Here is a 24,870-nt window from a genome sequence, read left to right as displayed (position 1 = left end):
GAGCGCTGATCAGGGCGACTGCCCAACTGATGCTCGACGACGGCTACGCCGCCGCGACGTCCCGTCGGGTGGCGGCCAAAGCCGGTGTCAAGCCGGCACTGGTGCACTACTACTTCCCCAGCATGGACGACTTGTTCCTGGCTGTTTTCCGGGCGGGTGCAGAAGCCAACCTCGAACGTCTGCGTGCAGCGCTCACCGATGGTGAGCCGCTTCGCGCGCTGTGGCAGCTGAACAGCGCCCAGGGCAGCCAGCTGCTGATGGAGTTCATGGCACTTGCCAACCACCGCAAGGCAATTCGCAGTGAAATCATCGCGTACTCCGAGCGCTTTCGCGACATGGAGGAGGCCGCGATGGCGCTGGTGTTACGGGCGCACCGGGTGGACACCCAAGCGTTTCCACCGGTGGTGATGTCGATGATCGTCGCGAGCCTCTCCCGCATCCTGGGGATGGAGCAGGGCCTGGGCATCACACGCGGGCACTCGGAGGCGACCGCGTTCGTCGAGCGCTATCTGAACACCTACGAGCTCAGCGCTGCGGCAGACGGCTAGGCCAGTCGCGTGGCGGCCAGCTGCCGAAGATCTCCCGTCTTGATCTTCGCGTTGCCGGTCAGGGCGATCTCGTCGTCGGTGAAGAACAGCACGTGCCGCGGAACCTTGTAGCTGGCCAGCCGTTCCCTCAGGAAGCTGCGAATCTCGTCGGCGTCCGGCGCCGACCCGTCGTGCGGCACGACGCAGGCGACGACGACCTCGCCGAGCGAATCGTGCGGCACACCCACCGTGCGGGCCACCTTCACACTGGGATGGGCGGCCAGCGCCTCGTCGACCTCCAACGGCGAGACGTTGGCACCGCCGGTCTTGATGATGTCGGTGAGCCTGCCCTCCCAGTAGAGTCGGCCGACATCGTCGAGATACCCGGCGTCGCCGGTGCGGAAAAACCCTGCAGCATCTAAGGTTTCGTCCAGAGGCGTCCCGATGTAGCCGAGCATCAGCGTCGGACCCTTGACGCAGATTTCGCCGCGTTCCCCACGCGGCACGATGTCACCGGTGAGCGGATCGACGATCTTCAGCGTCACGCCAGGAAGCGCCTCGCCGCTGCTTTCGGCATGCACCTCGGGCGGGGTGTTCGCGGGGAAACACGTTGTGATCGTAAAGGTTTCGGTGTTGCCATAGGCGTGGCCGGGCTCGAACCACTTGGTGGACACCGTGGGATGGCGCGCGACGGGCGTCTTGAAGTCGACGAACCGCATGCTGCTGAGGTCCACGTCATTCCAGTTGGGTGCGCTCTCCAACTGTGCCCACTGATGCGGCCACGCGAACGGAAAGTTCACTCGCTCGGCCTGCATCAGCTCCAGCGCTTCGGCGGCGTTGAACGTCGGCTGGAGAACCAACGCACCGCCCGCGGCCAGCGTGGACCCGACCGACATCCCGAAGTTGCCCGACCAGAAGAATCCGTTGGCCGACCAGCAGCGCACATAGTCCTGTGGCCCGAACCCGTACATACGCCGGAACCGCCACAACTGGATGGACACACCGCGATGCGCGCTGAGGATGCCCTTGGGCCTGCTGGTGGACCCCGACGAAAAGAACAGCACGGCAGCATCACTGGGCCGTACCGCCGCGGCCGTCGCCTCCACCAGCTCAGGAGGTTCGTAGCGCCCCCGCGCCAGGAAGTCGTCCCACGCCTCCACGCCCGGCGCGTCCTCGCCGACCACCACCAACTGCCGCAGAAACGGATAGGCGTGGGCGGGCAGCGACGTCGCGCCCAGCTCCGCCAACGTCTCCGCGAAGTCCTTCTTGAGCACGTTGCGCTCGAACAGCAGCACCGAAATGCACGACGAAGCAAGCAGATAGTCGAGTTCAGCGGCTGTGGAGAACGTGCTCAAAGTGACAGCCACCCCGCCGGCCATCGCGATGCCGAACACCGCAGCAAGCCATTCCGGCCGGTTGGTCATCAGCACGCCGACCCGGGTGTCTTTGCCGACGCCCGACGCGCGCAGAGCACGGGCCACGCCGACGGCTTGGTCGTAGAGCTCGGCGTAGGTCCAGCGTGTCACACCGCCGGATCCGTGGAACACCAAAGCCTCACGGGCGCTGTACATTTCGGTGACCTCGCGGAGGAAGCCCGGCAACGTGAGCGCCCCGAGCCCCGGCTCGCTGCTCAGCGGAGGCCCCGAGACGATGGACAGCGGCTCCGTCATCACACCGGCAGCTCGACCTCGGCGGTGCAGTCCACCAGCCGCTCCCCATTCTGGTTGGTCAGCTGAAGCTGCACCTTCACCAGTGGCACGCCCCAGACGGATTCCGGCTCCTTGCCCACGATCTCGGCGTCGAAATACGTCACGTCGCCTTCGAATGCCGGGCCGCGGAAGTCTGCCTTGGTATGGCGGACCATGCCGTCGTGGCCGGCCCAGTAGGCCAGGTAGTCGGTGCACCAGGCGCCCATGGTCGCCCCGTAGCCGTAGGCGCGGGCCATTCCGACCTCGCTGGCTTTGTCGGCGTCGATGTGGCCTCGCGAAGGTCCGACGTAGAGCCCGTCACGCTTGCGGGGATCGATCTTGGCGTCTTCTTCGTCGAAGCGGAACTCTTCGCCCCAGCCCGGATCCTGGTACACCCACGGATCGTCGACGCCTTCCGGCGCCACCCAGTAGAACGTGCCCCAGATGTTGAACAAGAACGCACGATATTCGGTGGTGAAGCTCGCGATGCTGTGCGGCCCGATGACTCGGCGCGGCAACGTATCTCCGATTTTCACCTCGTCGAAATGCGGGGAGACGCCCGTCCGGTTGGATTCGAGCCATTCCCGGCGCAGCTTCTCGATCCCGACGAGCTCCTCGCGCGTCCACCGCTTGACCTCGCCGAGCTGGCTCTCGAACATGCCGCGCTTCTTGGCCTCGTCGTACAGATACCGGATCGCCGTCGAGCGCTCACGAGCCACGAGCACGCCGTGCTGATTGGTGTGAACGGTGTCGCCGCGCGAAAACATCGTCGGCCCAGCGAATTTCGTCTGCACCACCTTGTAGTCGTGAAAACGGCGCTGCTGGAAGAGCTGGTCACCTGGCCGTACCGGGCAACCGTAGAACCACCACTCCTCGCCGCCGAAGATCAAGTGGCTATTGGGGATATGGCCCACGCATGCCGGCGCGGCGCCATGGCCGTAGTCCAGCGCGACCGCGATCGACTGCGGCGCGACGATGCCGCCGAACTTCGACGCGCGCGCGAATTCCTGGTCCCAGTGCAGCGGGTTGGGATAGTCCATCGCCATCACCCACCGACGAATGTCGCTGCTGCTGCAGGGATCCCACAACTGGCCACCACCGACGGGCTTGCCTACCCGGTGGTCGACGTCGGACAGATCGAGTTCGGCCATTGCGTCTCCTCAGCGGTTGACGTCGACGACGATGCGACCGCGGACCTTGCCGTCGATGAGGTCGCCGGCCGCGGGAATCGCTTCTTGCAGCCCGATCTCCCGAGCAATCGATTCAAGCGCGTCCACGTCCAGGTCGCGGGCCAGCCGCGCCCATGCGGTGAGCCGCCGTCCGCGCGGCGCCATCACGCTGTCGATGCCGAGCAGCGAGACGCCGCGAAGGATGAACGGCGCCACGCTGGCGGGGAAGTCCATGCCCTGCGCAAGACCACATGCCGCGACCGCGCCGCCGTAGCGGGTTTGCGCGCATGCGTTCGCAAGTGTGTGGCTTCCGACCGCGTCGACCACGCCGGCCCAGCGTTCCTTTTGCAGAGGCTTGCCGGCTTCGGCCAACTCGGCACGATCCACCACCGTAGTTGCGCCGAGCTTCTGCAAATACTCTGTCTCCGAGCTCTTTCCGGTGGCCGCGGCCACTTTGAAGCCGGCCTTGCTCAGCAACGCGACCGCGACGCTGCCCACTCCGCCGGTAGCACCTGTCACGAGTACCTCTCCCTGGTCCGGCGATACCCCGTGTGCCAGCAGCGCCTCGACGCAGAGGCTTGCCGTGTAGCCGGCGGTGCCGATCGCCATCGCCTGCCGCGCCGTGAACTCCGACGGCAGCTCAATCAGCCAGTCGCCGTTGAGGCGGGCGCGCTGAGCCAGCCCGCCCCAGTGCGTTTCGCCCACGCCCCAGCCGTTGAGCACGACCCGGTCGCCCTTCGTGAAGTCCGTATGCGAGCTGTCGGTGACCACGCCGGCGAGGTCGATCCCTGGAACCATCGGGAATTTGCGAACCACCGGTGACTTGCCGGTGATCGCCAGGGCGTCCTTGTAGTTCAGCGTGGAGTACTCGACCTCGACGCTGACGTCACCGTCGGGAAGTTGCGCCTCGTCGAGCTCGGTGACCTCCACGGTCTGCCCGGAGTCGCCCTTATCGATCACAATCGCCGAGAACATCAATGGGCCTCCTGCCGCAATATGTGTCCGGGTCTCGACGCGGAGAATATCATTCTCGATGATGAGCATGATATTTCCATCGCCTTGGTCGCCCGCGTGACCGCCGACGGCGCCGCGGTGCAGCCTGCGGCATTCTTTCGCACCACGCTTCCGGTGGACTTCTCGCAGCTCGCGAGCTTGGACGCCGGGCGCTACCACTCGATATGGCTGCCGGATCACATGGTCAGCTTCTGGCCGGACTCCATCTGGACTCCCGAGTTCACCGACCTGGCCACCGCGTCACCGTCGCCGCACCGGCACCTTGACGGCATGGCTGTCGCCGCGGCAGTGGCCGTGCTGACCGAGCACACGCCGTTGGCGACGAGCGTGGTCGACACCGTGCGTCGCCACCCCGCCATGCTGGCGCAGACTGCGTTGACCATCGACCATCTGGCCGAGGGCCGGTTCATCCTCGGACTGGGCAGCGGCGAAAGCGAGAACGTGGTCCCGTACGGCTTCGACTTCGCCCGCCCGGTCAGCCGCTTCGAGGAGGCGGTGAAAGTCATCCGGCTGCTGTGGGAAAGCGACGGCCCGGTCGACTTCGACGGACGGTTCTACCGGCTGCGCCACGCGCGTCTGGACACCGAGCCTTACGGCGGGCAGTTCCCGCAAATCTGGATCGGGGCCAGTGGGCCGCGGATGCTCGAGATCGCCGGACGCTACGCCGACGGGTGGTGGCCGGCCGGTGCTTGGACGCCGGACCACTACGCCGAACTGCTTGCCGCGGTGCGGGATTCGGCTGAGCGGTCCGGACGCGATCCGATGGCGATCACACCGTGCTACATCCAGGTGTGCCTGATGGGCCGCGACGACGACGAGCTCGCGGAGATCCTGGAGGCGCCGCTGGTGAAGGCGTTTCTGCTTCAAGTCTCCGCGGACGTGTTGCGCCGCTTCGGGTTCGAGCATCCGATGGGCGAAAACTGGCGCGGCTTTCTCGACATCGACCCCGGGGTACTGACTCGGGAGCGGATTGTCGACTTCCTCGGCCGCGTCGATCCGGAGGCGATCCTGGCGGTCGTGCCGCACGGCACACCGCAACAGGTCGCGCGCGTCGTCAAGACCTACGTCGACGCGGGATTGCGAGTGCCCAAGATCCTGGACTACGGGGCGATGGCCGGTCTGGACTATGCCGCCGCGTCGGCACAGAACGTCCGGGCGGCCGAGGACGAACTGTTGCAGCTGTGCGGAGTTCCGGCGTGAGCGCGCCCTTGAACGCCTCGGAAATGCTGGCGCGGGCCGAGGCGCAGACGGGTCTTGACGACTACGGCGACCCGACGCTGCCGGAGCGGTTTGCTTTGGCCGTCGAGCACCTCAACAGCCTCGGCCTGGATGACGACGGGAAGCGGCGCGCCGCGGAGGTGTGCCACTGGCTGCTGACCTCGCGGCTGGAGTTCTTCGACGACCGCAACCGCTATCCCGTTGCCGATGAGGTGATCGAACGCCCGATGTTCGTCACCGGCGAGCCGCGATCGGGCACCACGTTGATGCACGCGCTGATGTCCGTCGATCCGACGGCGCGGGCGCTTCGGTTCTGGGAGGTGATGTATCCGTCGCCACCGCCCGGCCTCGCCGGTCCCGACGATCCGCGCCGCGCGAAGGCCGACGCCGACTGGCGAGAGATCAACGCCAAGATGCCGAAATGGCTGCGGAGCCATCCGTACAACGACATGCTCGGCGACGGCCTGCCCGAGGACGAGCGGACCTGGGCGTTCGACTTCCGGGTGATGACACCGACGGCGTGGTGGCGGGTGCCGATGCAGACGGTGGTCGGCGGGCTGCCCACCGATCCGGCCGCGCAATACCGCATCCACAAGGCGATGCTGCAGCAGTTCCAGTACCGCCGACCGCGCAAACACTGGGTGCTCAAGGGCTTTCACGGGTTCCGGCTCAAAGAGTTCTTCGAGGCGTATCCAGACGCGTCGCTGATGTGGCTGCACCGAGACCCCGTTCAGGTCGCCGCCTCTCGCGCCATGATGATGGCTGACATCCTCGAGGGCATCGTCGGGCCGATCGATCTGCACGCGGCGGCAAAGATGCATTTGGAACTGACGCGCGAGAGCATCGCCAACACCATGACTAACCCTCTGGTCGACGATCCGCGGATCCTGCATGTGCGCTACACCGACTTCATCGCCGACCCGGTCGGCACCGTCCGACGGTTCTACGAGTTCGCCGGCTGGCCGCTCGGCGACGACGCGATCGCGGCGATGCGCGCGTATTTGGCCGACAATCCCGGTGACCGGCACGGCAAGTTCTCTTATTCCGCTCAGCTGCTGGTCGACATCGGCGAGGATCTCGATGCCTTGCATGCTGAATTCCGGCCATTCCGTGAACGTTTCGGTGTCGAGATCGAGAACCGTGGCTGACGCGGTGGCGCACCACCGCCTGTCGGTGCACAGCGTCTCGTTCGCCGGCGCACCGCTGGGCGAGTTGGTGGCGCATTGGCGCGCATTGGGATTGCGGCGGCTGAGCCTGATCGACACGCAACTGTTCGAACCCGAGCTCGCCGGTGTGGTCGACGACGGCGGCTACGCCGTGGAAACGGTCTGCCACGTGTTCTCGTCCACTGACCGGCTATTGCGGGTCGTCGACGCGGCGGCCGCGCTGCGTGCGCGGGTGATCTACATGCTGACCGGCGGGCGTGGCGCGTCGACGTGGGAGCAGGCCGCCGAGCGGTTCTGCAGCGCGGTGCAGCCGTGCGTGCGAGCGGCAGATCAAGCGGGCGTGGCATTGGCGATCGAGCCGGCGTCCAGCCTGTACGCGGACATCCACATCGCCCACACACTGCGCGACACCATCACCCTCGCCGAGATGGCCGGCATGGGCGTCTGCATTGATCTGTTCCATTGCTGGGCAGAAGCCGGGTTCGGCGAGCTGGTCGAGCGCGCGCTGCCGCGAACCCAGCTGATCCAGCTGAGCGACTATGTGCTGGGCGACCGTGCGCTGCCGGCCAGGGCGGTGCCCGGCGACGGCGCCATCCCGATCGAGGCGTTCGTCAACCAAGCGCTCGCAGGTGGTTATCCGCACGGTTTCGATGTCGAGCTCATCGGTCCACGGATCGAGCAGGAGGGCCGGTTCGCCGCTGTGCAGCGGGCATGCGCAGTTCTCACGTCGATGCTGGAGAGGGCAAGGACGTAATGGCTTTCGGCGACGGGCCCGACGACACCGCGCTGAGCGCAGCGTGGGAGCAGTTCTGCGACCAGTTGAAGTCTGCGGGCCAGCGGGCGTTCAAGGACCACAACCCGGCGTCGGGCCTGCACCGCGCCGACGCGTTCCGGTTCCTCACCCAAAACCTCGGGCAAGCCTTCGACTTGGCGCTGGAAACCAAGGACACGCGGTATCCGGTGATTCACGCGTTCTGCACACCCCTGCGCAAACTCGGTGGGGACTGTGCCGATTTCACCTATCAGCAGGCGTGGATCGACGGGCGGTCGACGTACCGCATCACCGGGAATCGCGGTACTGCAAGGTTTTTCAACATCACGGTTCAGGGCTCGCGTCCAGATGGCCCCGCTGTGCTGCACGAGCCGTTCGGCGACATCCCGGAGGCTAATCTTTTCGGCCATCAGTTGACGACGGACTCGGACGGTGATTTCGAGCTGTACGTCGGCGGATCCCCGCGGGAACCGAATTGGCTGGCTACCACTGGCGAGTCGCGAAAACTGTTCATCCGGCAGGGATTTGACCGCTGGAACGAACGGCCCGCCCGACTGTCCATCGAACGCGTCGACATGGCCGCGCCCCGGCCGGTGCCCACGCCAGAGACGATGATCGCCGCGATGCACTGGGCCGGGGAGTTCGTCACAGGCCTGATGAGCGAGTGGCCGGAATTCCCGTTCACCCACGGCGGAGTCGACGCCGAACACCCCAACCAATTTCCGCAGCCCGCCTCGACGAGCGCCGACGCCAAACGCGGCCGGGCCGCGGTGAACATGCACTGGGTGTTAGCGCGGGACGAGGCGCTGATCGTCGAGTTCGACATGCACGAGGGATTGTGGTCGTTCACCAACATGGGTGTGTTCTTCACCAGCATGGACTTCCTGTACCGGCCGGTGAGCTACACACCCAGCCGCACGGTCGTCGACGAAGACGGCAAGGTCCGGCTGATCGTGGCCCATGACGATCCGGGTTACCACAACTGGATCGACACCCAGGGCTTCGAACGCGGCAACATCACCTATCGGCACATGCTCGAGGGCCAGCCGGCAGCGCTGAGGACCCGGCTCGTCAAGAGGGCGGAGCTGGCGCAGGCCCTGCCGACGGACACGGCGACGGTGACCGTCGAGGAGCGGACGGCGCAGATGTGGGCGCGGTTCCACGGCGTTCGGCAGCGGTACGGGTGGTGAATCCGCCCGCCTTCTGCCCAAATCAGCCCGTCAGCTAGGTTCCTTTACAGTTCGGCCGGTTTGTGGAAAGGAAGCCAGGTGGAGATCGAGGGCAAGAAGGCAGTGATCGTCGGCGGCGCATCAGGCTTCGGGCGGGCAACCGCCGAGGCACTGGCCAAGCGCGGCGCGAGCGTGGCGGTGCTGGACCGGCCGCAATCGAAGGGCCAAGAGGCGGCCGACCAGATCGGTGGAAGCTTCTTCCCCGTCGACGTCACCGACTTCGCCGGCACCGAGCAGGTGTTACAGCAGGCGGTCGACGCGCTGGGCGGCCTGCACATCGCCGTGACCACCGCGGGCGGCGGCATCGGTGAGCGCACCGTCAAGAAGGACGGCCCGCACAGCCTGGACTCGTTCCGCTCCACCATCGACCTGAACCTGATCGGCACGTTCAACGTCAGCCGGCTCGCCGCATGGCACATGAGCAAGAACGAGCCCGAAGACGACGAACGCGGCGTCATCATCAACACGTCGTCGATCGCGGCCTTCGAGGGCCAGATCGGCCAGGTCGCCTACACCGCCGCCAAGGCAGCGATCGCCGGCATGTGCCTGACCATGGCCCGCGACCTGGGCAGCCTGGGCATCCGCGTACTCGCGATTGCGCCAAGCCTTTTCGCGACCGGGCTGACGCAAGGCATTCCCGACGAGTTCGCCACCCAGCTGACCAAGGACGCCGCGTTCCCCCGCCGTCTCGGTAGGCCCGATGAATTCGCGAAGCTGGCAGTGGCGATCGTAGAGAACCAGATGCTCAACGGGCAGTGCATCCGGCTGGACGCCGGGCAGCGTTTCGCGCCCAAGTAACGCTCAAGCCTGCGTCGGCAGCTCACGCTCGGCGACCTTGACCAGCCGCCGGGCGAAGAACTTGACCGCACTGCCCAGGATCACGCGCATGAGCGCCCCAGTGCCGGGCACCCCTTCAGTGAAGGAGCCGCTCCACCGAATGTCGGTGCCGCCCGTCGTATTGGGGGTGAACAGCACTTCTGCCCGGTACCCGGTCGCCGGGGTCCTGGGAGCGATCAGCTCGTAGACGTGGCGGCGGTCCTGCTCGTACTCAATTGTCTTCTCTTGCACCATGACCGGCCACATGCCGACTCTTCGGACAGCGCCCACCCCGGCCGGCGGCGGATCGCCTTGCTGCGCCCAGCCGGCTTGCATGATCAGCGGTTTGGCCCATTGCGACCAGGTGCTGGCGTCCGTCTCCAGCCGGAACAACTCCGCAGCCGGCGCGCGGCTGGTCACATTCACCTCGAACGAAAATGTCCGACCCGGCATAACACCTCCTGCGACGGAATCAGCGTGACTTCGCGGACCCTACCCCAGGCGGTCGGACCCGGTTGGCCTCATTCGCCCATCGACGCGGCACTGGCTGCGATGATCAGGTTGACCGCCTCATTGCGGGTCAACGACTGCAGCACTTGCGCGGCGGCGCGCATGGTGTCGCCGACGAAAAGCGTGGGGCCGCAGGTGAGGTTGTCGAACGCTTCGGTGACGACGGTCTGCACGCTGTCGGCGTCGCCGGGCGATTCGTCGGGCGAGCTGAGCAAGCCGCGTTCGTACTCGAGCCGCCGCAGCGCCGGGGTGTCGGTCTTGCCGAGGACCAGGCCGAGCCCGTCGACGCCCTTGTCGTGCAGTTCCGCCCACAGCGCTTCGGCGAACACCATGTCGAATGCCTTGGTGGCGGCATAGACCGCCATGTTAGGGCCGCCGGCCAGCGCAGCGCCCGAGCTGAAGATCGCGATGCCGCCGCTACCGCGCTTCACCATCGGCGCCGCGAAGTGATGGCACAGTTGCATCAGAACCACGCAATTGCGTTGCACCATGGCTTCGGCCGTCGCTACCGGATTGGCCAGGAACGGCTGGAAGTTCGGATCAGCGCCCGCGCAGTAAGCGAAAAAACCGATGTCGAGATCCTGGGTCGCATCGATGACACGCCGTGCTGCGTCAGAAGTAGCGAGATCGATTGCCAGTACCCGTGTTTGAGCGCCGGTACGCTCGGTGATGCCGGCAGCCACTTCCTCAAGCACGGCGTGACGGCGGGCCAGCAGCACGACGTTGACACCGCGGTCGGCGAGTGCCTCCGCGAACGCAGCACCCACACCATCGGAGGCACCCGCGACCAAAGCCCACGGTCCATACGTACTGGCGAATGTCACGGCTCTCCTAGCTCAGTGGGGCCATCCGGACTGACGTGAATTGGCGCCGGGCAATGCGCCAGCCGCCATCGGTGCGCACTATCTCGTCGTCGTAATAGCCGATCGCATTCACACCAGAGTTGTCGTCACCGACCAGAATCATGTCCACGTAGGTGCGCGCCTGTGCGTGGTCCCCGTCGACGGTGATCGCCTGATTGCTCATCCGGTGCAGCGTCTGGACCCCGGCATGCGCGGCCTCCATGAACTCGGTGACCGCCTCCACGCCGTCCCAGGTACCGATTTCGCCGTAGTCGAGCCGGCAGTCCTCGGTGAACACCGTGCGAAACAACGGCCAGTCGTGGCGGTCGATCCCGGTGGCGTAACGCACAAGCAGATCCGAAATGTCTTGTCGATCTTCGTAGTTCGTCATGCTGGAGCTCCGTTCGGGTGCGCGACGATGCGGGGCGGACCGTCGGACTTGCGGGCCAACTCCCGGCGGTCGGCTTTGTAGTCGGAGACGATGATCGGCTCGATTCCTCTGGCGGCGAGCGCTGCTACCGCTGACAGACCGATCGCTCCGGCGCCCACGACGATCGGAACCTCGCCCGGCTCCATCCGCGCCGACCGGACGTAGAACTCCCCTACCGCGAAGGCGTCGGTGAGCGCGGCGGCGTCCGCAGGAACACCGGCGTCGACGGGCTTGGCCAAACTCTCAACGGCCACCAGCACCTCGGCGAAGCTGCGGCCCTGCTTCAACACCACTGCCCGCACCACGACTCCTCAGCGCCGATCCGTTGCCGCCGACTTTACGACTTCGGCCTACACTGTCACGCTCATTGGTGATGATGTCAGGAGGTCACGGGCGATGGACGTGGACGCTGCTCTGCCGGAGATCGAGGCGATCAAGCAGTTGAAGGCCCGGTACTGCCGGTACCTGGACGCCAAGGACTGGGGCGCGTGGCGGGAGATATTCACCGACGACTTCGTCAGCGATACCTCGCAAGCCGGGGGCAAGGTGATCGTCGGCGCCGACGAATTCGTCGCGTTTCTCCGCAGGACACTGGGCAAACCCTCACAGCCGACGGTGCATCAGGTGCATGCGCCCGAGATCGAGCTGACATCCGCCACCACCGCGCGCGGCGTATGGGCGTTGCAGGACGTGGTGCGTCTCGCACCAGGCGTGAACCTGGCGGGCTATGGCCACTACCACGAGACCTACGAGAAGGTCGACGGGCGGTGGCGCATCAAGACATCCACGTTGACCCGGTTACGCGAAGACGTCTTCAATCCGTTTGTCTCCGTGCGGGTTTCAGACCGTATGCGTAAGGTCGCCGCCATGCTCGCGCCACGGGTAGCGCGGTGAGCGGCGTGCCCGTCGACACGGTGCTGGTGACCGGTGCATTCGGACAGATAGGCAGGCGCTGCACGGAGATTCTGCTCCGCCGCGGCCGCACCGTCGTCGCAATGGATCTGCGCAACGACAAGACCCTCGCCGAGGCGGAGAAGCTGTCGCGTCAGTCCCATCCCGGCACTCTGGTGCCCGCTTACGTCGACCTGCTCGACGCCGACGCCCTGCACGAGGTGGTCAACCGACACCAGCCCGGGGCGATCGTCCATTTGGCGGCGGTGTTTTCACCGGCGTCGTACCGCAACCCGCGATTCGCCAGGAAGGTGAACGTCCAAGGCACCGCAAATCTCGTGGAGGCGGCGAAGGCGCTGCCCACGCCGCCGTTGTTCCTCAAGGCATCCAGCGCTGCGGTCTACGGTTCCCGCAACCCGTACCGCTACCCCGAGCGAATCACGCCGGACACGCCGCCGAACCCCATCGACCAGTACGGTGAAGACAAGCTGTTGGCGGAGGCCGTGGTTCGGGAAAGCGGTCTGCCGTGGGCGGCCCTGCGGCTGGCTGGTGTGATTTCACCCGACGCCGGTTCGAGTCTCGACAGCGACTACTTCCTTCTGATCCGTGCGACGCCGGGCGACAATCGGCTACATACCGTGGATGCGCGTGATGCCGGATTGGCGTTTGCCAATGCAGTGGACCGGGCTGAGACGATCGCCGGCAAGGTCCTTCTGATCGGCGGCGACGACTCCCATTTGCACACGCAGCGTGAGGTCGAGGACGACATGATGGAAGCGTTCGGTATCGGGCGGCTCGGCCCGTCCGCCAGCCTGCCCGGCGATCCCGACGACGATCGGGGATGGAGCTTCACCGGTTTCTTCGACACCACCGAATCCCAAGCGCTCCTGCAGTTCCAACAACACGACTGGTCGCAGACCAAGGCGTGGATCACCGCTGCACAAGGCCGCCGTCGCATCGTCCTGCAGGTACTGGGACCGGTGCTGCGTCCCGCGCTTCGGCTGCTGTTTTTGGTGCAGCGCTGGGTCGAACGGCGCGGCCCCTACGCCGATCCGTGGAAGCTGATCGCCCAGAAGTACGGACCGGATGTGCTGGCACCTACCAACTTCTGACCTGGGTTCCACTGCGGCGTCCGTACGCTGGTCAGCGTGGCCGCGCTCCATCCCGACATCGCCGTACTCGCTCCCCTGCTGGGCACCTGGACTGGTCGAGGACAAGGGGAATACCCGACGATCGAGCCGTTCGGCTACATCGAGGAAGTCACGTTCGACCACGCCGGCAAGCCGTTCCTGACATACGGTCAAAAGACCAGAGCGGACGACTACGGGCGTCCGATGCATGCCGAGACCGGATACGTGCGGGTGCCCTCGGCGGGACGCGTCGAATGGGTGCTGGCGCACCCGACCGGGATCACCGAGATCGAAGAAGGCACACTGACGGTCACTGGCACCACCATCGAGATGGTGATGTCCTCAACGACCGTGGCATGCACCGAGTCGGCGAAAGAGGTGACGGCAGTGCGCCGTTCGATTCGCGTAGAAGGCAACGAGCTGAGCTACGCCCTGCAGATGGCCGCAGTCGGCCAGCCGCTGCAGCACCATCTGTCCGCCACGTTGCGCAGGACGTCACGTGACCGGTGACGGCAGAATCCGAGTCCCGGCTGATCTCGACGCCGTCACTGCGGTGGGCCCCGAAGATCACTCAGAGATCGGGTCTGCGGCGGTGGAGCGGATCTGGCAAGCCGCGCGGCACTGGTACCAAGCCGGCATGCACCCCGCCATCCAGCTGTGCCTGCGGCACAACGGCAAGGTGGTGCTGAACCGGGCGATCGGCCACGGCTGGGGCAACGCCCCCACCGATCCGCCGGATGCCGACAAGGTGCCTGTCACAACGCAAACCCCGTTCTGTGTGTACTCGGCCGCGAAAGCCATCACCACGACCGTCGTGCACATGCTCGTCGAGCGCGGACACTTCTCCCTCGACGACCGCGTGTGTGAGTACCTACCCAACTACACCAGCCACGGCAAGGACCGGACCACGATCCGGCACGTGATCACGCATAGCGCGGGAGTGCCGTTCGCCACCGGTCCGCGCCCCGACCTCAAACGCATGGACGACAGCGACTACGCCCGCGCGATGCTGGGCGAGTTGAAGCCGCTGTACCGTCCGGGGCTGGTGCACATCTATCACGGCGTGACGTGGGGTCCACTGGTGCGGGAGATCGTCTCGGCGGCCACGGGCAAGAACATTCGCGACATTCTCGCGGCAGAGATCCTTGAGCCACTCGGGTTCAGATGGACGAATTACGGTGTGGCGCAACGCGACGTGCCGCTGGTGGCGCCCAGCCACGTCACCGGCAAGCCGCTTCCGAAGCCGATCGCCGCGGCTTTCCGCATGGCGGTCGGTGGTACCACCCAGCAGATCATCCCGTTCTCCAACACGCCGCTCTTCCTCACTGGCGTGGTGCCGTCGTCGAACACGGTGTCGACGGCCGACGAACTGTCGCGCTTCGCCGAAATCCTGCGTCGTGGAGGCGAACTCGACGGTGTGCGCGTGATGCGGCCGGACACCCTACGGGCGGCGACCACCGAATGCCGCCGGCTGCGACCGGATCTCGCCACCGGTCTGGCCCCCCTGCGGTGGGGCACCGGATACATGCTCGGGTCGAAACGGTTCGGCCCGTTCGGCCGCGATGCACCTGCGGCGTTCGGCCACACCGGATTGACCAATATCGCCGTCTGGGCCGATCCCGAGCGGCAACTTGCTGCCGGGCTGGTCAGCAGCGGAAAACCCGGCAGGCACCGCGAGGCTGATCGCTACACCGCGCTGCTGGACCGCATCACTGCCGAGATCCCGCGCACCGCCGGCTGATGCGTCTTCAGACTGTCAGCAGCACCTTGACGGCGCGCCGTTCGTCCATCGCCTTGTATCCCTCGGCCGCCTCCTCGAGCGGCAACGTGAGGTCGAAGACCTTGCCCGGGTTGATCTTTCGGTCCCAAATCAGCTGAACCAGCTCCGGCAGGAACCGCCGTACCGGCGCGGGGCCGCCGTGCAGATGGACCGTAGAAATGAAGAGCTCGTCGCTGGGAAGCTCCACGCCGTGGGTGACGCCGACGAAGCCGACATGCCCGCCCGGCCGCGTCGAGCGGATGGCCTGCATCATGGACTCCTGAGTGCCGACCGCCTCGATGACGCTGTGAGCACCGAGGCCCTTGGTGAGTTCTTTGATCTTCGCCACGCCGTCGTCGCCACGCTCTTCGACGATCTCGGTGGCACCGTAGAACCGCGCCAGCTCTTGGCGGTCGGGATGCCGTGACATCGCGAAGATCTGTTCGGCGCCAAGCTGTTTCGCAGCGAGTACACCCATCAGACCAACCGCGCCGTCACCGACCACGGCGACGGTCTTGCCCGGCCCCGCCTCTGCGGCGACGGCGGCGAACCAGCCGGTGCCCAGCACATCGGACGCCGCCAGCAACGACGGCACCAGCGCCGGGTCCGGCTGGCCGGGCAGAACGACCAGTGTGCCGTCGGCCAGCGGAATACGGGCACGTTCAGCCTGGGTGCCGATCGCAGCGCCCATCAAAACGGCTTGTACACAACGGCTTTGGTACCCTGCCTGGCAGATCTCGCACGTGTTGTCCGACGCGAAGAACGACCCGACGACGTAGTCACCGACGTTGACCTTCTTGACGTCTGCGCCGATTTCCTCCACGACGCCGACGTACTCGTGGCCCATTACTTGGTGGTCGGCTGCCTCGACTCCGCGGTACGGCCACAGGTCGGACCCGCAGATGCAGGTTGCGGTCAATCGGATAACGGCATCGGTGGGTTCGACGATCTGCGGGTCGTCTCGGTCTTCGACCCGCACGTCGCCCGGGGAATGCATCACAACACCACGCATGGCTGATCTCCTTCTCCGTCTCGAAGTTTTCGCTACTCAGCCGGCCAAGCGCGTCAACCGATGTCGGCTTTTCAATCGACGTATCGCTGACGTTGGCGCACCGGGGAATTGCCTGCAGAACGGCTGGATACGCCGCTTAAGATTACCGCAGTGGAATTCGACAGCACCGACGCCGGCAATGCGCCGGTGGTCCACCCAGCTCAGAGCGGCGCCACCGATTCCGAGCAGAACCCGCGCCGGCACAACAAGCACTGGGCTTGGTTCGTCGGCATCTTCACGGTGCTCGCGATGCTGGGGTTTGGCCTCGCCATCGTGCTGGTGTTGCCGTTGGCAATGGCCACCGACGACTGCCATGACGGCAGCGCCGACAAGGTGTGCCAGCTGTCGGCGGCAGGCCAGAACGTGCTTGTTTTGATCCCATGGATGTGCCTGAGTGCGGGCAGTGTGGCGGCCGTTGTGAGCGCGGTCGTGGCTGGGATTCTGCGACGGACACCGCTCATCGGCATCCCCATCGGTGTCGCCGCCTACTTTGCGATGGCTCCACTCGGCTACCTACTCGCGTTCCACATCTAGAGCCCAAGCACCATGTGGTGAAAACGGACATCCAACGCTCGAGCACTCAACCGGCAAGGGAAGCGCCGCAGATTCCGCACACTTCGAACTCCCTGCGATTCCACCGTGCGATCGGAATGAAGAACACGCTGAACTGTTTGAACTGCCGCATCCGGCTCCACTGCGTCGTGTTGTGGCAGCGGGGGCACGTCCGGACTTGTCCCGGACCTAGATACTCCTGCTTGCTGCCGTAGCCGAAGATGAAAAACAACACGACACCAGCGTAGGGGCGCCACTGCGCAGGGCGGCCGGTCGGCGGCTGCATCGCTACCGCGCCCGCGCGTTAGTGTCATCTGGTTGGCCACACCGACAAGTCGACAGAACAGTTGAGCAAATTTATGACCACAGCAGCAGAGGTCTCGCCGCTTGAGTCGCGGGTCGGCCACTACTACCAGATGGACGGCACGTACCTGGTGGGGCGCGAAAAGGTGCGCGAATACGCGCGTGCCGTGCAGGACTATCACCCCGCGCATTGGGACGTCGACGCCGCAACGAAGCTTGGCTATTCGGACCTGGTCGCGCCGCTGACATTCACCTCCGTGCCGGGCATGACCTGCAATCGCCGCATGTTCGAAGAGGTCGTCGTCGGCTACGACACGTATATGCAGACCGAGGAGGTCTTCGAGCAACACCGCCCGATCGTCGCCGGCGACGAACTGAAGATCGACGTCGAATTGACCGCGGTGCGCCGGATCGCCGGCAGAGATCTGATCACCGTCACCAATACATTCACCGACACTGCCGGCGAGCGGGTGCACACACTGCACACCACCGTCGTCGGCGTGACCGCCGAGGACGTCGATCCGACCATCAAGGCGGCCGTAGCGAGCGCGATGATGCACGACGTCAACATCCTCGAAGTCGGCCAGTCCGATGCCGCCTACGAGAAGACGGTCCGCCCTGAGGGCGATATCCGCATCTCCGAAGCAGGCACCATACGCACCCCGGGGACTCCGTCTCTTGACGATGTGCACGTCGGCGACGAGCTACCCGTGCACCACACGCGGCTGTCGCGCGGCGACCTTGTGAACTATGCCGGCGTGGCCGGCGATGCCAATCCGATCCACTGGGACGAGAGCATCGCCAAGCTCGCCGGGCTGCCCGACGTGATCGCCCACGGCATGCTCACCATGGGCCTGGGCGCTGGATATGTCTCCGCTTGGTCAGGCGATCCTGGAGCCGTGCCCCGCTACGCAGTGCGGCTTTCCGCACCGGCGATCGTTTCCGCCACCGAAGGTGCAGACATCGAGTTCAGCGGCCGGATCAAGTCGCTGGATCCCGCGACCCGCAGCGGTGTCGTCATTGTCGGAGCCAAGTCCGGTGGCCGGAAAATCTTCGGCCTGGCCACGGTGAACATCCGCTTCCGCTGACAGCCGGCCCGTCCGCTACGCCGCGTGTGCCGCGTGTGCGGTTTCGCACCCGACACGCCGTGGCAGCTGTCCGATTCCGCACACTCGCCACGTCTTCGGGCGTGGGCACTGAGCAGGTAACGTTCTCTTGATGATGCACTGGAGTCGAGGAGCGACGAGATGACGCTCGGTCTGTGGGGTGATCTGACGATCCTCGCCGCCGTGATGGAAATCGTTTTTGCCACTTGCGTTTTCGTGTACATCAGCCGACTCGAGAGGCGGACGTCTCATCCGCTGGGTGAGAAAGTCGGCGCCCACAAATCGGTGCTGGCCAAACTTCGCAAGCGGCAACGGTTGTCGCAAGAGGAACTGGACTATGCCACCGAACTGGTGACCGACGCTCGATCATCCCTCGCCTACGCGATACCCGCAGCTTTGTTCACCATGGGCTTCTTCTATGTGGTCGGCTGTATGTTCGTGCTCGATCTGGACGGCGGCCACCCGTCATTCCGGACGTTCATCGGCGGCATCCCGATGCTCACCTCCATGAACATGGCCGCTCAGCTGCACCGGGTCGCACGGTTGAAGGCAAACCTGCGCGACGTGTCAGTCGAGCCGGTCGCTGAAAACGACTGGGACGGAACAGATTTCAGCACGACTCACGAACGCGGCGGCGATTCCGCGATTGCATCGTCGTCCTCCCACAGCAGCAATTGACGAACCGCTGGGCGTGAACCGTAGGGCTGGAGCATCTGGCTGGCGGGCCGCGGACGCACCCTTAGCGGCCACCAGAACCAGCGGCCGAGCAGCGCGGCGACAGCCGGCGTCATGAATGACCGCACGATCAGCGTGTCGAACAGCAGACCCAGCGCGATCGTCGTCCCGATCTGACCGAGAATCCGCAAGTCGGCGAAGATGAAGGACGCCATCGTGGCTGCGAACACCAGCCCGGCCGCCGTCACCACGGATCCCGAGCCGGCCATGGCGCGGATGATGCCGGTGTTCAAGCCGGCGTGGATCTCCTCCTTGAAGCGGGAAATCAGTAGCAGGTTGTAGTCCGACCCGACCGCCAGCAGCAGGATGACGGCGAGTGCCAACACGATCCAGAACAGCTGGATACCCAAGAGGTCCTGCCATATCAGCACGGACAGCCCGAACGAGGCTCCCAACGACAGCGCCACGGTACCCACGATGACGAATGCGGCCACGACGCTTCGGGTGATGAACATCATGACGAGCAGGATCAGGCTCAGCGCGGCGATGCCGGCGATCATCAGGTCGTATTTGGCGCCGTCCTGGATGTCCTTGTAGGTGGCGGCAGTGCCGGCGATGTAGATCTTCGACCCGGCCAGAGGCGTGCCCTTGACGGCCTCCCGCGCGGCATGCCTGATGCCGTCGATGTGCGAAATGCCTTCCGGCGTGGCGGGATCGCCCTCGTGGGTGATGATCATTCGGGCGGCTTTACCGTCCGGCGACAGGAAGAGCTTGAGCCCGCGCAGGAACTCCGGGTTGGTGAAGGCCTCCGGCGGTAAGTAGAACGAGTCGTCGGTTTTCGACGCGTCGTATGCCTGTCCAAGGGCAGTCGAGTTCTGCAGCGCCGCGGCGGTCTGGTCGTTGATGCCTGAGGTGGTGGCGTAATTGGTCAGAGTGAGATCACGGTTGGTCTGCTGATTGGCGATCTGCGGCGGGATCAGCGCCAGCAGTTTGGGTTGGAGCTCATCGAGTTTGGTGATGCTGCCTGAGACGTTGGCCAATTGGTCGGTCAACTGATCGATGCCGTCCAGCGCGTCGAAGAGCGAGCGCAGCGCCCAGCAGGCCGGGATGTCGAAACAGTGTGGTTCCCAGTAAAAGTAGTTGCGCAGCGGCCGGAAGAAGTCGTCGAAGTTCGCAATTTTGTCGCGCAACTCCTGGGCTGTGGCGACCGTCTGCTGGAACGCCTTGGCCTGCTCGTCGGTGATGGCACTGGACTGTTGCTGCAACGCATACTGTTGGCGCAGAACGTTTATCGAGTCGTTGATCACGTCGACCTGCCTGAGCAAGTCCGCGCCGCGGGCCTGCTGGAAGGGCAGGTTGTTGATCTGAGAAGCGTTGCCGGCGCTGATCTGAAACGGTATGGACGTGTGGTTCAGCGGTGTGCCGAGCGGCCGGGTGATCGACTGCACCTGTGCGATGCCGTCGGTGTGGAAGACCGCCTTCGCGACGCGTTCCAGCAGGATCATGTCGGTGGGGTTGCGCAGATCATGCTCGGCTTCGACCATCAGCACTTCGGGATTCAGCCGCGCCTCCGAGAAGTGGCGTTCGGCGGCCGTGTAACCGACATTCGCGGGGGCATTGGCCGGCATGTAGTGGCGGTTGTCGTAGTTCGTCTTGTAATTCGGCAGCGCGAGAAGGCCGATGAGCGCGATGGCGACCGTCGCCACGAGGACAGGTCCGGGCCAGCGGACGATGGCGGTGCCGATGCGTCGCCAACCTTGCGTGCGCATAGGCCGCGCCGGTTCGAACAGGCCGAAATGGCGGCCGACGACCAGAAGGGCAGGCGCCAGCGACAGCGCCGCCACGACCGCGACGAGGACGCCGATCCCGGCGGGCACTCCGAGACTCTGAAAGTACGGAAGCCGGGTGAAGGTGAGGCAGAGCACCGCGCCTGCGATCGTCAGGCCTGAACCGAGGATGATGTGAGCGGTGCCGCGATACATCGTGGTGAACGCCGAGATACGGTCCTGGCCGGCGTAACGCGCCTCGTGGAAGCGGCCGAGAATGAAGATCGCATAGTCGGTTCCGGCGGCGATCACCAGCAGCGTCAGCAGGTTCGTCGAATATGTCGAGAGGTCGATGATGCCTGCATTCGCGAGCACGGCGACGACGCCGCGTGACGCGGTCAACTCGATCATCACGGTGAAGATCACCAGCAACACCGTGGTGAGGCGACGGTAAAGGAAGAACAGCATCACGGCGATGACGCCGATGGTGATCAGCGTTGTCTTCAGCGTGCCGTGCCGGCCCACCTCGAATTGATCGGTGATCAGGGGCGCGGGTCCGGTGACGTAGGCCTTGATTCCTGGCGGCGGTGGGGTGTGGTCGACGATGTCGCGTACCGAATCGACCGACTCGTTGGCCAACGATTCGCCCTGATTGCCGGCGAGGTACACCTGAACCAAAGCCGCCTTACCGTCGGCGCTCTGCGACCCCGCCGCGGTCAGCGGATCTCCCCAGAAGTTCTGTATGTGCTCGACGTGCTTGGTGTCTCGGGACAATTTGTCGATCAAGCCGTCGTAATAGTGGTGCGCCTCGGCGCCGAGCGGCTGATCGCCCTCCAACACGATCATCGCCGAGCTGTCGGAGTCGAACTCGTCGAACTTCTTGCCGATCTCCTTACTGGCTTGCAGCGACGGCGCGTCGTGTGGGCTCAACGACACGTTGTGCGATTCGGCGACGGTCTCGAGTTGCGGCACAAAGACATTGGTCACCACCGCCAGACCTAGCCAGAACAGCGCGATGAGCACCGAGAACCGCCGGATGAGGTCTGGAATCCGTTGCGTGCTCATCCGGACTTGTCCAGGCAGTAAGTGAATGCGTTCAAGGTGTTCACCGATCGCTCGTCTTTGACCACGTCGTCGATCTTGATTCGGCAGCCGATCGAACTGCTGTTGCCCTGGGCCTGCACGTTGACAGCCACGGCCGGCTCTGTGGTGGTTGTGTCGTACGTCCAGGGCAGCGCTGCATCGTCGACGCGCTGCGGTTGGGCGTTCACGTCGAGGTAGGTAATGGTGGCGACCGTGCCGGGCGGCCCGAAGACCTCCATGACCACGTGTTTGGGATTGAACGGAATGATCTCGTTCTCAGACCCGCTGGATGTCGACGTGACGTCATGAGAGGCGAAGATGGCGTGCAGGCGATACACCGCGAATCCGGCCACCGCCACCACGACCACCGCAACGACGATCATCCAGCGGCGGCGCAGTCGCTGTCTGACCGAAACCCGTTGCATCCGTGACCCTTTCATGAGCGGCGACAGGCGCGGACGGTAGGGATTCCTGTAGGAGTGCTAATCAACTAGGTTGAGATTACGATACGGTCTCCGACTCCACAACACAGGGATGTGTCGATTCATGGCTTGCGACCGTCGTCTAGGAGCTGCTTTCGCAGCGTGGCCGCCCGGAGAGTGAGGTGATTGCGTTCGGCGACGGACTGAGCCTTCGCGGCGGCCTCCACGTATAGTTCTGCGGCCGTGCCCATTTCACCAGCGCGTTCGTAGCAGTAGGCCATCGCAGCGCGGCTTGCGCCTGGTACTCCCCGAGCCGGTCACGGGCCAGTGCGGCTTGCAGGATGGCGACGCCCTCGGCGATCAGATCGCGCCGCCAGAGGCTGCGGTCCTGTTCGGACAGCGGCACCAGGCTGCCGTCGGCACGTGTGCGGGCTGGGCGTCGCGCGTGGTGCAGCAGGAACAGGGCGAGCAGTCCTTGGACCTCCGGATCGTCGGTCATCTTGACCAGCTGCCGCGCCAGCCGAATTGCCTCGGCGGCCAGGTCGACGTCGCCGCTGTAGCCCTCGTTGAAAATCAGGTAAAGCACCTTCATAAGGGTGCGCAGGTCACCGAAACTGTTCAGTCCGGCTTCGCTCACAGTCTTCTTGGCACGGCTGATCCGTTGGGCCATCGTGGCTTCCGGGACCATGTAGGCCCGGGCGATCTGACGCGTGGTCAAGCCACCGACGGCCCGCAGCGTCAAGGCGACGGCCGAGGACGGGCTGAGCGCCGGGTGGGCACACAGGAAGTAGAGGTGCAGCGTGTCGTCGACCGGGGTGCCCGCACCGGATCGCGGCTCGCTGGCGACAAGGGACTCGCGGCGGCGCCGAGCAGCATCGGATCGGGTGATATCGAGGAAGCGCCGCCACGCTGTCGTGATCAGCCACGCTTTCGGGTCGTCCGGCGGCTGGTCCGGCCACGTCTCGATGCTCCGGATGAGGGCGTCTTGGACGGCATCCTCGGCGGTCGCGAAGTCTGGCCCGCGGTGGACCAGCGCAGCCAACACGCCGGGGATCAGCTCCCGCAGCTGCGTCTGGTCCACCGCGTGGGCGGCCATCATTCGGTGTCGGGTGTGGTGTGCGTCAAGAACGGCCGAACTTCGAGCCACTCATGGATCGGCGTGCCGCCCGCGCCAGGCGCGGCCGACAATTCACCCGCCAGTTCGATTGCGCGGTCGTAGCTGTCGACGTCCACGACCATCCAGCCGGCAATCAGGTCTTTGGTCTCGGCGAACGGGCCGTCGGTCACGGGCGGCTTGTCCTCGCCGCCGTAGCGCACCCAAACACCTTCCGGTGCGAGGGCCTGAGAATCGACATACTCGCCGCTGTCCTGCAGCCGGGCCGCGAAATCGTTCATGTACTTGATGCGCCTCGATCTCGGCGGGCGTCCATTGGTCCATCGGCACGTTGTTGACCGCTGCCGGCGCGCCTCGGTAGTGCTTGAGCATCAGGTACTTCGCCATGATTTCTCCCTTCGCCAGGTGGCGACCCTAATTGGTCACTCATCTGTGGGACGGAGCCGTCACGGCGATTTCGACATGCGTGTGCAGGGTGTCAGGCTTGCGGATGAGTAGTTGCGGCCCGGATTGCGTTCTCGACTTCCATGATGGCTGGGTCGGTGCGGTGGGGCAGGCGCGCGAGGCTGACGCGACGCAGCTGTCGGGGGCCGCCTCGCACGGTCACCAGCCTCACCGTCGGCGGCATGGCCATCCGCAACACGATCGGCACCGTGGTGACACCGAGGCCAGCGGCCACCATGTTGAGTTTGGTGTACCAGTCGTGCGCGACGTGTCGTACAGCTTGGCGCGCTGGCAGGTCGGGCCACACTCCGAGCAGTTTCGCGTCGGGCACGGGGCGGCTGGCGATCCAGCGCAGTCCATCGAGGTCGCCGATATCCACGCTGTCTTGGCCGGCCAACGGATGTGTGGCCGGAAGCGCCAAGCGCAGTTCGTCTTCGAGCAGCGTCTCTAGGTGCAGCGGCGGCTGCCCCTTGTCGAACGCCCGGAATGGCGGTGAGGATGCCACGACGGCGATATCGAGGGTGCCGGCACGGATCGCGCGGATGAGGGCAGGGCTCGTGGCTTCGCGGGTTGAGATGTCCAGGCGTGGATGCTCTCTTCGCAACATGGTCAATGCAGTAACGATGAGTGCCGGGCCCGCGGACGGGAAGGCGCCGAGGCGCACCCGACCGGTGGCGGGCCGTCGCATACGTATCGCTTCGGAGGCAGCATCGAGTTCGGCAACGGCGGCGGCGGCATGTGGCAGCAGAGCCCTCCCGCTAGCGGTGAGCGTTACTCCGGCATGAGTGCGGTCGAACAGTCGGTTGCCAGCGGCTGCTTCCAGAGCGGCGATCTGGCGGGAAATCGCCGACTGGCTGTAGCCCAGCACGGCCGCCGCCGCGCTGAATGAGCCGCGTTCGGCCACTTCCAGAAAGACTTTAAGTGCCGCCGACGAAGCGTCCATGCGGACTACTCATACCGGATATGCGCATTCGGCGCTTTCCGCATCGAGGCCGATCGCCCTACGGTCACGTTCGTGACAATGCAGGGACCTTGTGACGAGATTGAGTTCCAGACGGAGGGCCAAGAGCACGAAACCTTGGCCGAGGGCGAGCAGTTCGTTGTGCTGGCCGCGCGCGAAGCCAGGCGCGGATGCCGGGATCAGTTGATGGCCGAGATCGATGCGCTGATGGAGCAGGCACGGCACGCGCCGG

At 65.3% G+C, this 24,870-nt stretch carries 25 protein-coding genes and 2 pseudogenes; 13 read left to right on the top strand and 14 right to left on the bottom strand.

Annotated elements, in window-relative coordinates:
- Positions 1-29: 29 nt before the first annotated feature.
- Complete coding sequence (locus tag AC5Y39_RS00135; RefSeq protein ID WP_500016101.1) at positions 30-548, top strand: TetR/AcrR family transcriptional regulator; 519 nt, start codon at positions 30-32, stop codon at positions 546-548.
- Here the strand turns inward: AC5Y39_RS00135 and AC5Y39_RS00130 are convergent.
- Genes AC5Y39_RS00130 through acuI form a run of 3 tightly spaced genes read right to left on the bottom strand, consistent with a single transcriptional unit; the run spans position 545 to position 4,359 of the window.
- Entirely contained in the window at positions 545-2,197 is a 1,653-nt protein-coding gene (locus tag AC5Y39_RS00130; RefSeq protein WP_500015667.1) for a class I adenylate-forming enzyme family protein, read from the bottom strand. The two genes, AC5Y39_RS00135 and AC5Y39_RS00130, sit on opposite strands and share 4 nt — an antisense overlap.
- Entirely contained in the window at positions 2,197-3,366 is a 1,170-nt protein-coding gene (locus AC5Y39_RS00125; RefSeq protein ID WP_500015665.1) for a MaoC family dehydratase, read from the bottom strand. The genes AC5Y39_RS00130 and AC5Y39_RS00125 overlap by 1 nt, the downstream gene beginning before the upstream one ends.
- 9 nt (positions 3,367-3,375) lie before the next feature.
- Positions 3,376-4,359, bottom strand: a complete 984-nt coding sequence (gene acuI / locus AC5Y39_RS00120; RefSeq protein WP_500015663.1) for an acrylyl-CoA reductase (NADPH) — start codon at positions 4,357-4,359, stop codon at positions 3,376-3,378.
- Positions 4,360-4,455: 96 nt separating this feature from the next.
- On the opposite strand from acuI, the gene AC5Y39_RS00115 reads away from it, so the two are divergent.
- From AC5Y39_RS00115 to AC5Y39_RS00095, 5 genes are all read left to right on the top strand, one after another.
- Positions 4,456-5,598: an LLM class flavin-dependent oxidoreductase gene (locus AC5Y39_RS00115; RefSeq protein ID WP_500015662.1), complete on the top strand. Its 1,143-nt coding sequence runs from the start codon at positions 4,456-4,458 to the stop codon at positions 5,596-5,598.
- A gap of 23 nt (positions 5,599-5,621) precedes the next feature.
- A complete protein-coding gene (locus AC5Y39_RS00110) occupies positions 5,622-6,764 on the top strand; it encodes a sulfotransferase family protein (RefSeq protein ID WP_500016100.1) in 1,143 nt (380 codons plus the stop codon).
- Entirely contained in the window at positions 6,757-7,536 is a 780-nt protein-coding gene (locus AC5Y39_RS00105; RefSeq protein ID WP_500015660.1) for a sugar phosphate isomerase/epimerase family protein, read from the top strand. The genes AC5Y39_RS00110 and AC5Y39_RS00105 overlap by 8 nt, the downstream gene beginning before the upstream one ends.
- Positions 7,536-8,744 (top strand): DUF1214 domain-containing protein, encoded by a 1,209-nt coding sequence (locus tag AC5Y39_RS00100; RefSeq protein ID WP_500016099.1) that lies wholly within the window; start codon positions 7,536-7,538, stop codon positions 8,742-8,744. The genes AC5Y39_RS00105 and AC5Y39_RS00100 overlap by 1 nt, the downstream gene beginning before the upstream one ends.
- Before the next feature lie 78 nt (positions 8,745-8,822).
- A complete protein-coding gene (locus tag AC5Y39_RS00095; protein ID WP_500015659.1) occupies positions 8,823-9,581 on the top strand; it encodes an SDR family NAD(P)-dependent oxidoreductase in 759 nt (252 codons plus the stop codon).
- A 3-nt stretch (positions 9,582-9,584) separates the two neighbouring features.
- Here the strand turns inward: AC5Y39_RS00095 and AC5Y39_RS00090 are convergent, their stop codons facing one another.
- From AC5Y39_RS00090 to AC5Y39_RS00075, 4 genes are all read right to left on the bottom strand, one after another.
- Positions 9,585-10,052, bottom strand: coding sequence for an SRPBCC family protein (locus AC5Y39_RS00090; protein WP_500015657.1), 468 nt, complete (start codon positions 10,050-10,052; stop codon positions 9,585-9,587).
- A gap of 68 nt (positions 10,053-10,120) precedes the next feature.
- Positions 10,121-10,933 (bottom strand): SDR family NAD(P)-dependent oxidoreductase, encoded by an 813-nt coding sequence (locus tag AC5Y39_RS00085; RefSeq protein WP_500015655.1) that lies wholly within the window; start codon positions 10,931-10,933, stop codon positions 10,121-10,123.
- A 7-nt stretch (positions 10,934-10,940) separates the two neighbouring features.
- Positions 10,941-11,342 carry a nuclear transport factor 2 family protein gene (locus tag AC5Y39_RS00080; protein WP_500015653.1) on the bottom strand — a complete coding sequence of 134 codons (402 nt, stop codon included), beginning with the start codon at positions 11,340-11,342 and terminating at the stop codon, positions 10,941-10,943.
- Complete coding sequence (locus AC5Y39_RS00075; RefSeq protein ID WP_500015651.1) at positions 11,339-11,683, bottom strand: hypothetical protein; 345 nt, start codon at positions 11,681-11,683, stop codon at positions 11,339-11,341. Before AC5Y39_RS00075 ends, AC5Y39_RS00080 begins: the two co-directional genes overlap by 4 nt.
- Positions 11,684-11,777: 94 nt before the next feature.
- Between AC5Y39_RS00075 and AC5Y39_RS00070 the strand changes: the two genes are divergently transcribed.
- The 4 genes from AC5Y39_RS00070 to lipE are packed head-to-tail and all read left to right on the top strand — an operon-like array spanning position 11,778 to position 15,143.
- Complete coding sequence (locus AC5Y39_RS00070; RefSeq protein ID WP_500015650.1) at positions 11,778-12,275, top strand: nuclear transport factor 2 family protein; 498 nt, start codon at positions 11,778-11,780, stop codon at positions 12,273-12,275.
- A gap of 5 nt (positions 12,276-12,280) precedes the next feature.
- Entirely contained in the window at positions 12,281-13,384 is a 1,104-nt protein-coding gene (locus tag AC5Y39_RS00065) for an NAD-dependent epimerase/dehydratase family protein (RefSeq protein WP_500015649.1), read from the top strand.
- 36 nt (positions 13,385-13,420) lie between these two features.
- On the top strand, positions 13,421-13,912 hold the full coding sequence (locus tag AC5Y39_RS00060; protein ID WP_500015648.1) for a peroxynitrite isomerase: 492 nt from the start codon (positions 13,421-13,423) through the stop codon (positions 13,910-13,912).
- The gene (gene lipE, locus AC5Y39_RS00055; protein ID WP_500015647.1) at positions 13,902-15,143 is read left to right on the top strand and encodes a lipase LipE; all 1,242 of its coding nucleotides are present in this window, start codon (positions 13,902-13,904) and stop codon (positions 15,141-15,143) included. The genes AC5Y39_RS00060 and lipE overlap by 11 nt, the downstream gene beginning before the upstream one ends.
- A 7-nt stretch (positions 15,144-15,150) precedes the next feature.
- Here the strand turns inward: lipE and AC5Y39_RS00050 are convergent, their stop codons facing one another.
- Positions 15,151-16,173 (bottom strand): zinc-dependent alcohol dehydrogenase family protein, encoded by a 1,023-nt coding sequence (locus AC5Y39_RS00050; protein WP_500015645.1) that lies wholly within the window; start codon positions 16,171-16,173, stop codon positions 15,151-15,153.
- Between the two features lie 150 nt (positions 16,174-16,323).
- Here AC5Y39_RS00050 and AC5Y39_RS00045 point away from each other — a divergent pair, with 150 nt between their 5' ends.
- Complete coding sequence (locus AC5Y39_RS00045; RefSeq protein WP_500015643.1) at positions 16,324-16,746, top strand: hypothetical protein; 423 nt, start codon at positions 16,324-16,326, stop codon at positions 16,744-16,746.
- Between the two features lie 46 nt (positions 16,747-16,792).
- Here the strand turns inward: AC5Y39_RS00045 and AC5Y39_RS00040 are convergent, their stop codons facing one another.
- Positions 16,793-16,996 carry a zinc-ribbon domain-containing protein gene (locus AC5Y39_RS00040; RefSeq protein WP_500016098.1) on the bottom strand — a complete coding sequence of 68 codons (204 nt, stop codon included), beginning with the start codon at positions 16,994-16,996 and terminating at the stop codon, positions 16,793-16,795.
- Between the two features lie 127 nt (positions 16,997-17,123).
- Between AC5Y39_RS00040 and AC5Y39_RS00035 the strand changes: the two genes are divergently transcribed.
- Positions 17,124-18,155, top strand: coding sequence for a fused (3R)-hydroxyacyl-ACP dehydratase subunits HadA/HadB (locus tag AC5Y39_RS00035; protein ID WP_500015640.1), 1,032 nt, complete (start codon positions 17,124-17,126; stop codon positions 18,153-18,155).
- Between the two features lie 159 nt (positions 18,156-18,314).
- Positions 18,315-18,851 carry a hypothetical protein gene (locus tag AC5Y39_RS00030; RefSeq protein ID WP_500015638.1) on the top strand — a complete coding sequence of 179 codons (537 nt, stop codon included), beginning with the start codon at positions 18,315-18,317 and terminating at the stop codon, positions 18,849-18,851.
- Here the strand turns inward: AC5Y39_RS00030 and AC5Y39_RS00025 are convergent.
- The 5 genes and pseudogenes from AC5Y39_RS00025 to AC5Y39_RS00005 all read right to left on the bottom strand — a co-directional run bounded on the left by AC5Y39_RS00025 (position 18,794) and on the right by AC5Y39_RS00005 (position 24,620).
- Positions 18,794-21,679: an MMPL/RND family transporter gene (locus AC5Y39_RS00025; protein ID WP_500015636.1), complete on the bottom strand. Its 2,886-nt coding sequence runs from the start codon at positions 21,677-21,679 to the stop codon at positions 18,794-18,796. The two genes, AC5Y39_RS00030 and AC5Y39_RS00025, sit on opposite strands and share 58 nt — an antisense overlap.
- Positions 21,676-22,122 carry an MmpS family transport accessory protein gene (locus tag AC5Y39_RS00020; RefSeq protein WP_500015634.1) on the bottom strand — a complete coding sequence of 149 codons (447 nt, stop codon included), beginning with the start codon at positions 22,120-22,122 and terminating at the stop codon, positions 21,676-21,678. The genes AC5Y39_RS00025 and AC5Y39_RS00020 overlap by 4 nt, the downstream gene beginning before the upstream one ends.
- A gap of 119 nt (positions 22,123-22,241) precedes the next feature.
- Positions 22,242-23,215, bottom strand: a pseudogene (locus tag AC5Y39_RS00015) (RNA polymerase sigma factor).
- Positions 23,215-23,620, bottom strand: a pseudogene (locus AC5Y39_RS00010) (YciI family protein). Before AC5Y39_RS00010 ends, AC5Y39_RS00015 begins: the two co-directional pseudogenes overlap by 1 nt.
- A 91-nt stretch (positions 23,621-23,711) precedes the next feature.
- Complete coding sequence (locus tag AC5Y39_RS00005) at positions 23,712-24,620, bottom strand: LysR family transcriptional regulator (RefSeq protein WP_500015632.1); 909 nt, start codon at positions 24,618-24,620, stop codon at positions 23,712-23,714.
- Positions 24,621-24,870 lie beyond the last annotated feature (250 nt).

The organism is Mycobacterium sp. NGS39, from assembly GCF_059812765.1.
This window is presented reverse-complemented; position numbering and strand designations above follow the sequence as displayed.